Below are 14,101 nucleotides of genomic sequence, written 5' to 3' on the forward strand. Positions count from 1 at the left end.
ACAGGTGTCGGATGAGTCAGAACAGTTCGTTGCGGGCGATGCTGGCGAAGGCCTCGAAGTAATCCGGGAAGGTCTTGGCGACGCATTTCGGATCGTTGATGCGCATGGCGTTGCCGCGGCGCGCCTTGCCGTCGAGCGAGGCGAGCGAGAAGCACATGGCCATGCGGTGGTCGTCGTAGGTGTCGATGGTGGCCGGCTTGAGCTGCTCCGGCGGGGTGATGCGGATATAGTCCGTGCCCTCTTCCACCTCGGCGCCGACCTTGCGCAGCTCGGTCGCCATGGCGGCCAGGCGGTCGGTTTCCTTCACCCTCCAGCTGGCGATGTTGCGCAAGGTCGAGGTGCCGTCCGCGTACAGCGCGGCCACGGCGATGGTCATCGCGGCGTCCGGGATGTGGTTGAAGTCGGCGTCGATGGCCTTGAGCACGCCGTTCGAACGCGCCTCGATCCAGTTCTCGCCGCGGGTGATGATGGCGCCCATGCGCTCGAGCGCATCGGCGAAGCGGACGTCGCCCTGGATGCTGTTCTCCCCTACCCCCTCCACGCGCACCGGGCCGCCGGCGATCGCGCCGGCCGCCAGGAAATAGGACGCCGAGGAGGCGTCGCCCTCCACGTGAATGAGGCCCGGGCTGGTGTAGCGCTGGCCCGGCTGCACGGTGAACGAGGCCCAGCCGTTCTGCTCGACCGTCACGCCGAAGCGGCGCATCAGGTTCAGGGTGATCTCGATGTAGGGCTTGGAAATCAGTTCGCCCACCACGTCGATCGTCACCGCATGGGTCTTGGCCATCAGCGGCGCGCTCATCAGGAGCGCGGTCAGGAACTGGCTCGACACATTGCCGCGCACGGCGATGCGGTCGGCGTGGATATGGCCGCGGCGGATACGCAAGGGCGGGAAGCCCTGCTCGCCCGTGTACTCGATCTGGGCGCCGACTTCGTTGAGCGCGTCGACCAGGTCGCCGATCGGGCGCTCGTGCATGCGCGAGACGCCGTGCAGGGTGTAGTCGCCGCCGATCACGGCCAGGGCCGCCGTCAGCGGACGGATCGCGGTGCCGGCGTTACCCATGAACAGGTCGGCTTCATGGTTCGGCAGCACGCCGCCCTGGCCGTGGACCACCACGGTGCGCTCGTCGACCTCGTCCCACCCGATGCCGAGCGAGCGCAGCGCGCCCAGCATCACCATGGTGTCGTCCGAAGCCAGCAGGTCGTGGATGGTGGTCGCGCCTTCCGACAGCGCGGCCAGCAGCAGGGTGCGGTTCGAAATGCTCTTGGAACCCGGCAGGCGTACCGTTCCCGCCGTATGCAGCACGGGTTCCAGGTCGATATGCTGAGGGTAGTGTTTTTGCTGCGTCATTCTGGTTCCTGGTTGGGAGGCGGCGGTGGAGAGCCGGCTTCGATGGCTTCGATCCACTCGCGCCGGGCGCGCTGGGCATTCGCGTAGACGGCTTCCAGCGCGGCGCCGTCGGACGCGGCCAGATGCGCGCGCAATGTCGTCAATTGTGCCAGATAAGCATCCAGCTCGGTAAGCAGGGCCGCCTGGTTGGCCAGGCTGATATCGCGCCACATCTCGGGCGAGGAGCCGGCGATGCGGGTGAAGTCGCGGAAACCGCTGGCCGCGTACTGGAACAGCAGGTCCGCATGCGGCTTGGCGGCGATGTCGTCGACCAGGGCATAGGCCAGCAGGTGCGGCAGGTGGCTGACGGCGGCGAACACCCGGTCGTGGTCTTCGGGGCTCAGCATATGGATGAGCGCCCCGCAGGCGCGCCAGGCCCCGGCCACCAGCTCGACCGCGTCGTCGGCGTTTTCCGGCAAGGGCGTGAGCACCGCCTTCTTGCCGCGGTACAGGGTGGCCAGCGCCGCATCCGGGCCGTTCGATTCGCTGCCCGCGATCGGATGGCCGGGCACGAACTGGTGGATGCGCTCGCCCAGCACTTCGCGGGCGGCGGCCACCACGTCGCTCTTGGTGCTGCCGGCGTCGGTGACCACGGTGCGGGCGCCGAGGTGAGGCAGCAGCGCCGCCAGGATGGGGCCGGTCTGGGCCACCGGCGCCGCCAGCAGCACCAGGCTGGCGCCTTGCAGCGCCTCCTCGTAGGAAGCGGCCACCTCGTCGACGATGCCCAGCTCCAGCGCGCGCGCCATCGCCTGCGGCTCGCGGCCGATGCCGACCACGCGGCGCACCGCGCCGGCCGCCTTCAGGCCGAGCGCGAAGGAGCCGCCGATCAGGCCGACGCCGACGATGACGATCTTATTCAGCATTCAGCCCAGCGCGCTCGCGCTTCCCGTCGAAAGCGCTCGCTTGAGGGCCGCGATAAAGGTCGCGTTTTCCTGCGGCAGGCCGATCGAGATGCGCAGCCACTGCGGCAGGCCGTAGTTGCCGACCGGGCGCACGATCACGCCCTGCTTGAGCAGCGCCACGTTCACGCGCGCGCCGGCGCCGTCGTCCTTGCCGACCTTGACCAGCACGAAGTTGCCGAAGGACGGCACGTATTCCAGGCCCAGTTCATCGAAGGCCGCGGTCATCTGCTTGTAGCCTTCGGCGTTGTTGCGCGCGCCCTTGTCCAGGAAGTCCTTGTCATTCAGCGCGGCCACCGCGGCCGCCTGGGCCAGCGAGTTGACGTTGAAGGGCTGGCGGATGCGGTTCATCAGGTCGGTGACCTGCGGCTGGGCGATGGCGTAGCCCACGCGCAGGCCGGCCAGGCCGTAGGCCTTGGAGAAGGTGCGCGAGACGATCAGGTTCGGGTACTTGCGCACCCACTGGCTCGATTCGAACTGGTGCTCCGGCGCCAGGTATTCGTTGTAGGCTTCGTCGAGCACCACGATCACGTTGCCGGGAACCTTCTGCAGGAAGGCTTCCACTTGCGGCGCCGGGAAGAAGGTGCCGGTCGGGTTGTTCGGGTTGGCGACGTAGACCAGGCGGGTGTCCGCGTCGATGGCGGCCGCCATGGCGTCGAGGTCGTGGCCGAAGTCCTTGGCCGGCACCACGATGGCGCGCCCGCCGACGCCTTGCGTGGCCAGCGCGTACACCGCGAACGAATACTGCGAATACACCACGGCTTCGCCCTTTTGCACGAAGGCGTGGGCGGCGATCTCCAGGATGTCGTTGCTGCCGTTGCCCAGGGTGATCCAGTCGGCCGGCACGTCGTAGCGGCTCGAGAGCGCGGCCTTCAGGTCGAAGCCGTTGGCGTCCGGGTAGCGGCCCAGCTCCGAGGCCGCGGCCAGCATCGCCTGGCGGCTCGATTCCGGCAGGCCGAAGGGGTTCTCGTTGGAGGCCAGCTTGACGATGTCGGCTTCGTTCAACCCATACTCGCGGGCGACTTCGGCGATCGGTTTGCCCGCCTGGTAAGGGGCGATGGCGCGAACGTATTCTGGTCCGAATTGGTGGTGCATGGCAGGTCTCTCGAAGATGGATTAAAGGCTTTGCGGATAAGACCCCAGCACCTTGAAGAAGGCGGCGTTGTCTTTCAGTTCGTCGAGGGCGCGGGCGACCGCGGCGTCGTGCACGTGGCCCTCGATGTCGACGTAGAAGTAGTATTCCCAGGTGCCGATGCGCGCCGGGCGCGACTCGAAGCGCGTCATCGACACGCCGTGCTTGGACAGCGGCGCCAGCAGGTTGTAGACCGCGCCCGCCTTGTTCGGCACGGCCAGCACCAGCGCGGTGCGGTCGCGGCCCGACGGACCGGTCTGGAGACTGCCGATCACGACGAAGCGCGTGCGGTTGTGCGGGTCGTCCTGGATGTGGGCCTGCACCACGCCGAGCTGGTACTGCTCGCCCGCCATCTCGCTGGCGATCGCGGCCACGCTCGGATCCTGGCTGGCCAGCACGGCCGCCTCGGCGTTCGAGGCCACGGCGCGGCGCTCGATGCCGGGATAGTGCTGGTTCAGCCACACCTGGCACTGGGCCAGGGCCTGGGAGTGGGCGCACACGGCCTTGACGCCGTCCATCGAGCCGGTCTTGCTCATCAGGCTGTGGTGGACCGGGATCGACACTTCGCCGCTGATGATGGTGGTGGTGGCCAGCAGCAGGTCGAGGGTGCGGTTGATCGCGCCCTCGGACGAGTTCTCGACGGGGACCACGCCGAAGTCGGCGGTGCCGGCCTCGGTGGCGCGGAACACTTCGTCGATCGACACGCAGGGCAAGGCCTCGATGGCGCTGCCGAACTGCTGGAACACGGCCTGCTCGCTGAAGGTGCCGGACGGGCCGAGGTAGGCGACCGTGACGCGCTTTTCGAGCGCGCGGCAGGAGGACATGATCTCGCGGAAGATGGTCTGGACGTCGCGGTCCTTGAGCGGACCGGGATTGCGCTCGGCCACGCCGCGCAGCACCTGGGCTTCGCGCTCGGGGCGGAACACGGGGGCGTTGGTCTCGGCCTTGACGTGGCCGACTTCCTGCGCGACCTTGCCGCGCTGGCTCAGGAGCGCCAGGATTTGCGCGTCGATCGCATCGATCTGTTCGCGCAGGGGTTTGAGTTTGTCTGTCATCGTGGTTATGCAATCAGTCGATGTGTTCGGCGGTCGTCGAACGCGCCGGCGCAAATGAGTCCACTGGGCTCATTTCCCCCGCCGACGCGTTCAACCGGCGCTTACCGGCCCGCGAACTCGTTCAAATAATCGACGAGGGCCTGTACGCCCTCGATCGGCATCGCGTTATAGATCGATGCCCGCATGCCGCCGACGGACTTGTGGCCCTTCAGTTGCAGCAGCCCGCGCGCCTTCGCGCCGGCCAGGAATTGCTCGTTCAGTGATTCGTCGCGCAGGTAGAACGGGATGTTCATGCGCGAACGGTATTCCGGCGCCACGCGATTCCGGTAGAAGTCGTCGGCGTCCAGCGCGGCATACAGCAGGCGCGCTTTCTCGATATTACGCTGCTCCATCGCCGCCACGCCGCCGTTGCGCTTGAGCCAGTCGAACACCAGGCCGGCGATATAGATCGCATAGGTCGGCGGCGTGTTGAACATGGACTCGTGATCGGCCACGGTCTTCCAGTGGAAGGCGGAGGGGCAGATATTCAGTGCTTCGCCCAGCAGGTCGTCGCGCACGATGACCAGGGTCAGGCCGGCCGGGCCGATGTTCTTCTGGGCGCCGGCGAAGATCACCCCGTACTTGGCCACGTCGATGCTGCGCGACAGGATGTGCGAGGACATGTCGGCCACGATCGGCGTGCGCGCATCGACCTCGGGCACGAAGTTGTACTCGACGCCGTCGATGGTTTCGTTGGTGCAGATGTGCAGGTAGGCCGCGCCCGGGGTCAGTTGCCAGGACTCGCGCGGCGGCACGCCGGTGAAGCCGCTGGCCTCGCTCGACGCCGCGACGTTGACGTTGGCATAGCGCTTGGCTTCCTTGATCGACTTGCCCGACCAGGAACCCGTGTGGATGAAGTCGATCGTGCCGGGCTGCGGGCAGCAGCCGAGCAGGTTCATGGGGATGATGGCGTTCTGGCCCAAACCACCGCCCTGCATGAACAGGACCTTGTAGTTGGCCGGCACCGCCAGCAGTTCGCGCAGGTCGGCCTCGGCCTGCTTGTAAATGGAGATGAATTCCGGACCGCGGTGGCTCATCTCCATCACCGACATGCCGCTGCCATGCCAGTCGAGCATTTCGGCGGCTGCCTGCTGCAGCACTTCCTTCGGGAGGACGGCCGGGCCGGCCGAGAAGTTGAAGATCTGGGTCATGCGGTCCTTTCCTGGCGCTTACTGTTTCTGGATGTCCTGCATCGCCTGCTGCATCAGTTTTCCGACACGCGGCAGCACGATCTTCTGGCTCAGCGCCACGCTTTCGGCGGACAGCTTCGGCATCAGGGTCATCATCTTGCGGCCCACGGGCGTGGCGTAGAAGGCGGTCAGCTGATCGATCTCGGCGACCGTGAAATTGTCGGCGTACATGGGGACCATTTCGGCCATCATCTCGTCGACCAGGGTCGGATCGCGGAACAGCTGGTTGAGCGCCTGCGCCACGCCGGGCAGGACCTTGTCGACCTTCGCCAGCGCCTCCTGTTTCTGCGCCGCGCTCAGGCCGGCGTCGTTCTGGATCATGCTGGCCGCCTGCGAACGCATCATGACCGGCATCGCTTTTTCCATCTCGGCGAAGGAGGCGACCATGGTCTTGCGCGCATCCATGACCTCGAGCAGCTTCTTGGCGGCGGCGGTGGTGTGCGCATCGGCGGCGAGCGCGAAGGACGGCAAGCCCGCGAAGGCGGCGACGGCGCTCAGGACAAGGACGAATTGTTTCATTGGACTTCCATGCGGGCCGGTGCGCCCTGTGGACAAGAGACAACCGGCTTACCAGGCCGGCTGCCGGGCGGGAGCCGCGCTCCCGCCCTGGCCCGGATTACTCCGGCGCCGGCTCGAGCTCGACTTCCTCGAGATCGGTTTCGACGATGCGCTGCAGGCCGGACAGCTTGGTGCCGTCTTCGACCGCGATCAGGGTCACGCCCTGGGTCGCGCGGCCCATCTCGCGGATCTCGGCCACGCGGGTGCGGATCAGGACGCCGCCGGTCGTGATCAGCATGATCTCGTCGGTCTGGTCGACCAGGGTCGCGGCCACCACCTTGCCGTTACGCTCCGAAGTCTGGATCGCGATCATGCCCTTGGTGCCGCGGCCGTGGCGGGTGTATTCCGTGATCGGGGTACGCTTGCCGAAGCCGTTCTCGGTGGCCGTGAGCACCGACTGCTGCTCGTTCTCGGCCACCAGCAGGGCGATGACCTGCTGGCCTTCTTCCAGGTTCATGCCGCGCACGCCGCGCGCGGTACGGCCCATCGGACGCACGTCGTTCTCGTCGAAGCGCACCGCCTTGCCGCCGTCCGAGAACAGCATCACGTCGTGCTTGCCGTCGGTCAGGGCGGCGCCCACCAGCACGTCGCCTTCGTCGAGGTCGACGGCGATGATGCCGGCCTTGCGCGGGTTGCTGAAGTCGCGCAGCGGGGTCTTCTTGACCGTGCCCAGCGAGGTCGACATGAACACGTAGTGGTCTTCCGGGAAGGTCCGGTTCTCGCCCGACAGCGGCAGGATCACGGTGATCTTCTCGTTCTCCTGCAGCGGGAACATGTTCACGATCGGCTTGCCGCGCGAGTTGCGCGAGCCCTGCGGCACCTCCCACACCTTCAGCCAGTACATGCGGCCGCGGTTCGAGAAGCACAGGATGTAGTCGTGGGTGTTGGCGATGAACAGCTGGTCGATCCAGTCCTCGTCCTTGGTCGCCATCGCCTGCTTGCCGCGGCCGCCGCGCTTCTGGGCGCGGTATTCCGAGATCGGCTGCGACTTCATGTAGCCGGTGTGCGAGAGCGTGACCACCATGTCCTGCGGGGTGATCAGGTCTTCGGTTTCCAGGTCGCTGGCGTTGTGCTCGATGGCCGAGCGGCGGGTGTCCTTGCCGTTGTCGGCGTATTCGGCCTTGATCGCCACCATCTCGTCCGAGATGATGGTGGTCACGCGCTCGGGCTTGGCCAGGATGTCGAGCAGGTCGGCGATGTGGGCCATCACTTCCTTGTACTCGTTGACGATCTTGTCCTGCTCCAGGCCGGTCAGGCGCTGCAGGCGCATCTGCAGGATTTCCTGGGCCTGCTCGTCCGACAGCTTGTACAGCCCGTCCTGCTGCATGCCGTAGTGCTTCGGCAGGTGTTCAGGACGGAAGGCCTCGATGCCGCCGGCGGCGCCGGTTTCGGTACGGTTCAGCATTTCGCGCACCAGGGACGAATCCCAGGCGCGCGACATCAGTTCGGTCTTGGCGATCGGCGGCGTCGGCGCGGCCTTGATGATCGCGATGAAGTCGTCGATGTTGGCCAGCGCCACGGCCAGGCCTTCCAGCATGTGGCCGCGGTCGCGCGCCTTGCGCAGCTCGAACACGGTGCGGCGGGTGACCACCTCGCGGCGGTGCGACAGGAAGCACTCCAGCATCTGCTTCAGGTTCAGCAGCTTCGGCTGGCCGTTGACCAGCGCCACCATGTTCATGCCGAAGGTGTCTTGCAGCTGGGTCTGCTTGTACAGGTTGTTCAGCACCACTTCCGGCACTTCGCCCCGCTTCAGCTCGATCACCACGCGCATGCCCGACTTGTCGGACTCGTCGCGGATATCGGAAATGCCTTCGAGCTTCTTCTCGCGCACGTTCTCGGCGATACGCTCGAGCAGCGACTTCTTGTTGACCTGGTAAGGCAGCTCGTCGACGATGATCGCGGTGCGGCCGCCGTCCTTGCCGTATTCTTCGAAGTGGGTCTTGGCGCGCATCACCACGCGGCCGCGCCCGGTGCGGTAGCCATCGCGCACGCCCGAGACGCCATAGATGATGCCGGCGGTCGGGAAGTCCGGCGCCGGGATCAGCTCGATCAGCTCGTCGATCGTGCAATCCGGCGTACGCAGCACGTGCAGCGCGCCGTTGATGACTTCCGACAGGTTGTGCGGCGGGATGTTGGTGGCCATGCCGACCGCGATGCCGGACGAACCGTTGATCAGGAGGTTCGGGATGCGGGTCGGCAGGACGGTCGGCTCCTTTTCCTTGCCGTCGTAGTTCGGCTGGAAGTCGACCGTGTCCTTGTCGATGTCGGCCAGGATCTCGCTCGCGATGCGGTCCAGGCGGCACTCGGTGTAACGCATCGCCGCGGCGCTGTCGCCGTCGATCGAGCCGAAGTTGCCCTGCCCGTCCACCAGGGTGTAGCGCAGGGAGAAGTCCTGCGCCATGCGCACCAGGGTGTCGTAGATCGAGGCGTCGCCGTGCGGGTGGTATTTACCCATCGTGTCGCCGACCACGCGCGCGCACTTCACGTACGGGCGGTTGTGGACGTAATTACTCTCGTGCATGGAGTACAGCACGCGGCGGTGCACCGGCTTCAGGCCGTCACGCACGTCCGGCAGAGCTCGCCCCACGATCACGCTCATGGCGTAGTCGAGGTAGCTCTTGCGCATCTCTTCTTCGAGGGAAATGGGGACTGTTTCTTTTGCGAATTGATCCATGGGGCGGGTCGGCTGCTTTTCAGCGTTTGGTTATGAGTTGCAACGGACGATTCTACCACGCGCGCATTAGCTGCTGCGCAATTCCGCACAGGGCCTCAGGCGCCTGTTTTCGCGGAGGTTTCCCTGCCCGCTTCAGGCCTCCACGGCGCTCCAGATTTCCAGGATTGTCGAGGTGGCTCGTGAGCGATTGTGCAAACGTTGCATTTAAACAACGTCAAGCGAATAATGCTTGATGTTTGATTTAAGTGCAGTCGTGCAGTTTTGGTGCATATGGCAAAATGGCCAGGAAGTTAATTGCGTGTTTCATAATACGAAACAGACTGCTCGGCCGCCGTGTTATCATCCTGACCACATGGAGCCTGTCTGCGTCGCTGGGAATCTACCGAAAAGGAAAACAATATGAACAAACTGGTCACTTTCTTGCTCGCAGCGTCGGCCGCGATCGCGGGCAATGCCTTTGCGCAGAGCGCACCGCCGTATGCACCGCTGACCACCGACATCCAGGCGCGCACCCCGTACAGCGCCTATGTGCAGGACAGCCGCGGCGTGATCGCCCGCAATCCTTTCGGCCTGTGCTGGCGTACCGGCTACTGGACCCCGGCCGACGCGGTCCCGGGCTGCGACGCGCCGCTGTGCGTCCCGCCTGAAAAACTCGAAAATGGCAAGTGCGTCGCTCCGCCGCCTCCGCCGGCACCGGCCCCGGTCGCCGAACCGGCCCCGGCTCCAGCCCCGGCTCCGGTCCCGACCTCGGAAAAAGTGAGCTACTCAGCTGACGCCTTCTTCGACTTCGACAAGGCCGTCCTGAAGCCGGCCGGCAAGGCCTCGCTGGACGAGCTGGTCTCGAAGCTGGGCGACATGAACCTGGAAGTCATCATCGCGGTCGGCCACACCGACTCGATCGGCACCGACGCCTACAACGAGAAGCTGGCGATCCGCCGCGCCGAAGCCGTCAAGTCCTACCTGAAGGGCAAGGGCGTGGAAGAAAACCGCATCTACACCGAAGGCAAGGGCGAGAAGCAGCCTGAAGCGGACAACAAGACCGCCGCCGGCCGCGCCAAGAACCGCCGCGTGGAAATCGAAGTCGTCGGTACCCGTACCGTCAACAAGTAATCCCCGGCACCATCCAAAAGCCCCGCCTCGGCGGGGTTTTTTTTCGTGGACGCGTGACAGGATTCGCAAGGCTGTCGAGTCGATACTTAAAACAACGTCATTCCCGCGAAGGCGGAACCTAAGTTTCCACGCAACACTAAAGACATTTTTCCTGCCGCGAACTTGTCCCTCACCCCAATTCCGCTATTATTCCGACCTATGACGACGACCAACGCAGACCCCCTAGAAATCCAGAAGTTCAGCGAACTGGCCCACCGCTGGTGGGACCCGACTTCCGAGTTCCGTCCGCTGCACGAGATCAACCCCCTGCGCCTTGAATGGATCAATGCGCGCGCGCCCCTGGCCGGCAAGAACGTGATCGACATCGGCTGCGGCGGCGGCGTGCTGTCCGAATCGATGGCGCGCAAGGGCGCCAAGGTGACCGGCATCGACCTGTCCAAGAAGGCGCTGAAGGTCGCCGACCTGCACAGCCTGGAATCCGGCGTCGAAGTGCGCTACAAGCACATCGCGGCCGAGGAGATGGCGGCCCAGGAAGCCGGCCAGTTCGACGTCGTCACCTGCATGGAAATGCTCGAGCACGTGCCGGACCCGGCCTCGATCGTCCAGGCCGCGGCCACGCTGGTCAAGCCGGGCGGGCACGTATTCTTCTCGACCCTGAACCGCAACCCGAAGTCCTACCTGTTCGCCGTGATCGGCGCCGAGTACATCCTGCGCATGCTGCCGCGCGGCACCCACGACTACGGCAAGTTCATCACGCCTTCCGAACTGGCCCACTATGCACGCCTGGCCGGCCTGCAGGTGGACAGCATGAAGGGCCTGACCTACAACCCGATCACCAAGATCTACTCGCTCAACAACGACACCGATGTGAACTACATGGTGGCGTGCAGCAAGCCGCTATAAATCACGCTCCAACCCTTCCGTAGACTCCCATGACTTTCCCGACCGTTCTGCCGGCACCGCGTGCCATCCTGTTCGATCTCGACGGCACCCTGGCCGACACGGCGCCCGACCTGGCGGCGGCCGTCAACTGGCTGCGTACCGAGCGCGGCCTGGCGCCGACGCCCTATGACATCCTCCGCCCCACCGCCTCGGCCGGCGCGCGCGGCATGATCGGCGCCGCCTTCGGCCTGGCGCCGGGCGACGAGGGCTACGAGGAGCTGCGCCTGGCCTGGTTCGACCGCTACCAGTCGGCCATGTGGCTTCACACCACGCTGTTCGACGGCATCAAGGAACTGCTGGACGGTATCGAACAGGCCGGGATGGCCTGGGGCATCGTGACCAACAAGCCGGCCCGCTTCACCGACCCGCTGGTGCCGAACATCGGCCTGGCGCACGCCGGCTGCATCGTCTCGGGCGACACCACGCCGCACGCCAAGCCGCACCCCGCCCCGCTGCTGGAAGGCGCGCAACGCCTGGGCCTGGCGCCGGAACAGTGCTGGTACGTGGGCGACGACCTGCGCGACATCGAAGCCGGCCGCGCCGCCGGCATGGTCACCGTGGCCTGCGGCTGGGGCTATTGCGGCGCGATCGAGCCCTCGTCCTGGGGCGCCGACTACCTGCTCGACACCCCGCACCACCTGCTGCGCACCCTGCGCGAGGTGGCGGACGCGGCGCGCCAGGCGGAACGCGTCGCCTGAGCGCGCAAGATTGCCGGGTTACATCTCTTTACGATTGATACAGGCTACTGTCTATCTCTGAGTCGGGCCTGCCATTAATCTACTCCTGCACGACAACAAAACGTCTTAGGGAGCAGAACATGGAAACGACTCAGACCACCAACCGCATTCACCCGATCATGGCAGCCGCCGCCGCTTCGGTGATCATCGTCAGCCTGACCGGCGCCGCCGCGATCAGTGGCCTGCTGCCGACCTCGAAGGGCGCTCCCGAGCCGATGGCGAACCAGCAGCAGCTCGCCGCCATGGCAGCCGCTTCGCCTTACGCCATGCAGTCCGGCGTGACGCCGGCCGCCGGCGTCCAGGGCCAGGTCGCCATGCCGCAGATGGCGATGCCCGTCAGCGCCGCGCCGCAGATGGTCCCGGCCATGGCCGCGCCGCAGCAGGTGGCCTACGCCCAGCCGCAACCTGCGCCGCAGCCGACCGTGATCGTCAAGGAACGCGTGGTCGAGAAGCCGGTCGTGAAGGTGGTCGAGAAGACCCGCGTGGTGCACGCCGCGCCGAAGCAGACCCGGTATGAAGAGCCGCGCTACCAGCCGGCGCCCGCTCCGGCTCCGGCCCAGCCGAACTATGTCGGCATCGGCACCGGCGCCGTGATCGGCGGCCTGATCGGCAACCAGATCGGCGGCGGCAACGGCAAGAAGCTGGCGACCGTGGCCGGCGTGATCGGCGGCGGCATCATCGGCAACCAGATCGCCAACGCGAACGCCAACCGCTAAGCGGAGTTCGCTTTAGTAGAAAAGCCGCAGGCACTCAGCCTGCGGCTTTTTTTCTGAATACGCCGACGATGATATCGCTCGGGAACATGCGCAGCACGGGAATCGCGGCCATGATCGCGGCGTACTGGATGTAGAGCGACAGGGCCGGCACATTGCCGGCGCAGCGCAGGCGCTCGAGCAGCCCCTTGGCGCGCAGGGCCGGCAACTCGGCCGCCTCGGCCAGCTCGAAACCCTGCCCCGCCACCAGCTTGCACAGGTTGCGCGGATTGAAGTAGTGCACGTGGGGCGAAGGCAAATCCTTTTGCCACAGGCGCTCGAAAGGCGCGCGCCAGCCGATGCGGGCGATCAGCTTGGACAGGCGGTAGAAGAAGCCGCGGCTGCTGGGCAGGTTCAGGATCAGGATGCCGCCCTCCTCCAGCCGCTCGCGGCAGGCGTCCAGGGCGCTGCGGATATCGGGAATGTGCTCGATGACGTCGTTGAACACGATCACGTCGAAGCGCTCGCCTTCCGCCAGCACGTCGGGGAAATAACCGGAGCGCACAGGCAGGCCGCGCGCGGCCGCGCGGCTGCCGACCACGGCGTCGGGCTCCACACCGAGCACGTCGAAGTCCTCGCGCGCCGTCTCCAGGAACCAGCCGTGGGCGCTGCCGACGTCGAGCAGGCGGCGCCCACCAGGCTGCGCATGCTTTTTCGCATAGCCCACGATGGTCTTGAAATTCTCCAGGCGCAGCGCCTTCAGCCCCGCTTCGCGCTCTGCCTCGTTGACCTCCGGCCCCGTGTGCGCATTGATGGCGCCCGTCAGCGCCGCGCTTTCGTAGCTGCAAGCGGGACAGGTCGCATGCCAGCCGGCGAGGCCGGCCACCTGGGAGGTACCACACACGATACACGCCATACCGGGACTCTCTCGCTGGGTCATATGAGAACGCTAGCATATTGCAATTCAAGCATGCATTGTGGGTTATTTTATCGCCGCCGCTTAAGGACGTTCTAAGCTAAACCGCTGTACATCCATGCAGCTTGGGGTACAATGGAGCTTCTGCTGGGGGCGACTTGGTTTCGACGTGGGTTGCAAAGCAGCGCAGGGCATACCGAGGGCTGGTTACCTCGTAAATACACCCAGAAATCAATAACTGCAAACGATAACTCGTACGCACTCGCAGCTTAATTGCTGCTAGCTCCACACCACCTCGCCTCTGGGGTGTACCGCAAGGTTCGTGGAGTCATTTACAGAGGCTCGCAGTAGGCCGGGTTACTTGGTCGACTGTTAAATAATAGGTAACTCGCTTAGTCAAAGGGTGCACATCCCCGTTGCCTAGGTTAAATTAATTGATAGTGCTAAGTATGTAGAACTGTCTGTAGAGTGCTTGCGGACGCGGGTTCAATTCCCGCCGCCTCCACCAAGCTCTTCCGAAAAGCCGCTGACTCGTCAGCGGCTTTTTTATGTTGGACGCGCCGGGCTCCATATCCGTGGGACACCAAGGTGACGCTCTCTCTTCCTCGTTGGGCGTGCTTCTCGCCTGGCCGTTCTCGCACCCGCGCCCGCTATTGCATCATTCCGGCAACAAGCGAGGCCTCTCCGAACGCTCTGCCTTGATTCCATATGACATTTCAGCAAGGGGTCGATATAGTACGAAGCGGCAACATTAGTTTCGTCCTTGCTTC

General features: G+C 65.3%; 12 protein-coding genes and 1 other RNA gene. 5 read left to right on the plus strand and 8 right to left on the minus strand.

The genetic code is table 11. The features are described from left to right. Positions 1 to 16 precede the first annotated feature (16 nt). The 7 genes from aroA to gyrA all read right to left on the minus strand — a co-directional run bounded on the left by aroA (position 17) and on the right by gyrA (position 8,934). Positions 17 to 1,348 carry a 3-phosphoshikimate 1-carboxyvinyltransferase gene (aroA, locus tag V7778_RS17020; RefSeq protein ID WP_335557416.1) on the minus strand — a complete coding sequence of 444 codons (1,332 nt, stop codon included), beginning with the start codon at positions 1,346 to 1,348 and terminating at the stop codon, positions 17 to 19. Continuing rightward, a complete protein-coding gene (locus tag V7778_RS17025; protein WP_335557418.1) occupies positions 1,345 to 2,250 on the minus strand; it encodes a prephenate dehydrogenase in 906 nt (301 codons plus the stop codon). Before V7778_RS17025 ends, aroA begins: the two co-directional genes overlap by 4 nt. Next, positions 2,251 to 3,381 carry a histidinol-phosphate transaminase gene (gene hisC, locus V7778_RS17030; RefSeq protein WP_335557420.1) on the minus strand — a complete coding sequence of 377 codons (1,131 nt, stop codon included), beginning with the start codon at positions 3,379 to 3,381 and terminating at the stop codon, positions 2,251 to 2,253. It lies immediately after the preceding gene. Between the two features lie 21 nt (positions 3,382 to 3,402). Next, complete coding sequence (pheA, locus tag V7778_RS17035; protein ID WP_335557421.1) at positions 3,403 to 4,473, minus strand: prephenate dehydratase; 1,071 nt, start codon at positions 4,471 to 4,473, stop codon at positions 3,403 to 3,405. A gap of 101 nt (positions 4,474 to 4,574) precedes the next feature. Beyond that, the gene (serC, locus tag V7778_RS17040) at positions 4,575 to 5,663 is read right to left on the minus strand and encodes a 3-phosphoserine/phosphohydroxythreonine transaminase (RefSeq protein ID WP_335557423.1); all 1,089 of its coding nucleotides are present in this window, start codon (positions 5,661 to 5,663) and stop codon (positions 4,575 to 4,577) included. Between the two features lie 18 nt (positions 5,664 to 5,681). Next, the gene (locus V7778_RS17045; protein ID WP_335557425.1) at positions 5,682 to 6,221 is read right to left on the minus strand and encodes a DUF2059 domain-containing protein; all 540 of its coding nucleotides are present in this window, start codon (positions 6,219 to 6,221) and stop codon (positions 5,682 to 5,684) included. Between the two features lie 97 nt (positions 6,222 to 6,318). Next, entirely contained in the window at positions 6,319 to 8,934 is a 2,616-nt protein-coding gene (gene gyrA / locus V7778_RS17050; RefSeq protein ID WP_335557427.1) for a DNA gyrase subunit A, read from the minus strand. A 399-nt stretch (positions 8,935 to 9,333) separates the two neighbouring features. Between gyrA and ompA the strand changes: the two genes are divergently transcribed. From ompA to V7778_RS17070, 4 genes are all read left to right on the plus strand, one after another. Continuing rightward, positions 9,334 to 10,044 (plus strand): outer membrane protein OmpA, encoded by a 711-nt coding sequence (ompA, locus tag V7778_RS17055; RefSeq protein WP_335557429.1) that lies wholly within the window; start codon positions 9,334 to 9,336, stop codon positions 10,042 to 10,044. A 198-nt stretch (positions 10,045 to 10,242) separates the two neighbouring features. Beyond that, positions 10,243 to 10,947, plus strand: coding sequence for a bifunctional 2-polyprenyl-6-hydroxyphenol methylase/3-demethylubiquinol 3-O-methyltransferase UbiG (gene ubiG / locus V7778_RS17060; protein WP_335557431.1), 705 nt, complete (start codon positions 10,243 to 10,245; stop codon positions 10,945 to 10,947). Between the two features lie 29 nt (positions 10,948 to 10,976). After that, a complete protein-coding gene (locus V7778_RS17065) occupies positions 10,977 to 11,684 on the plus strand; it encodes an HAD family hydrolase (protein ID WP_335557433.1) in 708 nt (235 codons plus the stop codon). A 119-nt stretch (positions 11,685 to 11,803) separates the two neighbouring features. Further along, entirely contained in the window at positions 11,804 to 12,439 is a 636-nt protein-coding gene (locus V7778_RS17070; RefSeq protein ID WP_335557434.1) for a glycine zipper 2TM domain-containing protein, read from the plus strand. Between the two features lie 34 nt (positions 12,440 to 12,473). On the opposite strand, the gene V7778_RS17075 is transcribed toward V7778_RS17070, so the two are convergent. After that, positions 12,474 to 13,319, minus strand: coding sequence for a class I SAM-dependent methyltransferase (locus V7778_RS17075; RefSeq protein ID WP_335557436.1), 846 nt, complete (start codon positions 13,317 to 13,319; stop codon positions 12,474 to 12,476). A gap of 161 nt (positions 13,320 to 13,480) precedes the next feature. On the opposite strand from V7778_RS17075, the gene ssrA reads away from it, so the two are divergent. Beyond that, positions 13,481 to 13,839: a transfer-messenger RNA gene (gene ssrA / locus V7778_RS17080) on the plus strand. Positions 13,840 to 14,101 lie beyond the last annotated feature (262 nt).

This window comes from Massilia sp. DD77 (assembly GCF_036961685.1).
Classification (GTDB): domain Bacteria; phylum Pseudomonadota; class Gammaproteobacteria; order Burkholderiales; family Burkholderiaceae_D; genus Telluria.

Coding starts and splice junctions, on each gene's coding strand:
- hisC (WP_335557420.1), bottom strand. CDS start 3,381: ATGCACCACCAATTCGGACCAGAATACGTTCGCGCCATCGCCCCTTAC.
- V7778_RS17025 (WP_335557418.1), bottom strand. CDS start 2,250: ATGCTGAATAAGATCGTCATCGTCGGCGTCGGCCTGATCGGCGGCTCC.
- serC (WP_335557423.1), bottom strand. CDS start 5,663: ATGACCCAGATCTTCAACTTCTCGGCCGGCCCGGCCGTCCTCCCGAAG.
- ompA (WP_335557429.1), top strand. CDS start 9,334: ATGAACAAACTGGTCACTTTCTTGCTCGCAGCGTCGGCCGCGATCGCG.
- aroA (WP_335557416.1), bottom strand. CDS start 1,348: ATGACGCAGCAAAAACACTACCCTCAGCATATCGACCTGGAACCCGTG.
- ubiG (WP_335557431.1), top strand. CDS start 10,243: ATGACGACGACCAACGCAGACCCCCTAGAAATCCAGAAGTTCAGCGAA.
- V7778_RS17065 (WP_335557433.1), top strand. CDS start 10,977: ATGACTTTCCCGACCGTTCTGCCGGCACCGCGTGCCATCCTGTTCGAT.
- V7778_RS17070 (WP_335557434.1), top strand. CDS start 11,804: ATGGAAACGACTCAGACCACCAACCGCATTCACCCGATCATGGCAGCC.
- gyrA (WP_335557427.1), bottom strand. CDS start 8,934: ATGGATCAATTCGCAAAAGAAACAGTCCCCATTTCCCTCGAAGAAGAG.
- pheA (WP_335557421.1), bottom strand. CDS start 4,473: ATGACAGACAAACTCAAACCCCTGCGCGAACAGATCGATGCGATCGAC.
- V7778_RS17045 (WP_335557425.1), bottom strand. CDS start 6,221: ATGAAACAATTCGTCCTTGTCCTGAGCGCCGTCGCCGCCTTCGCGGGC.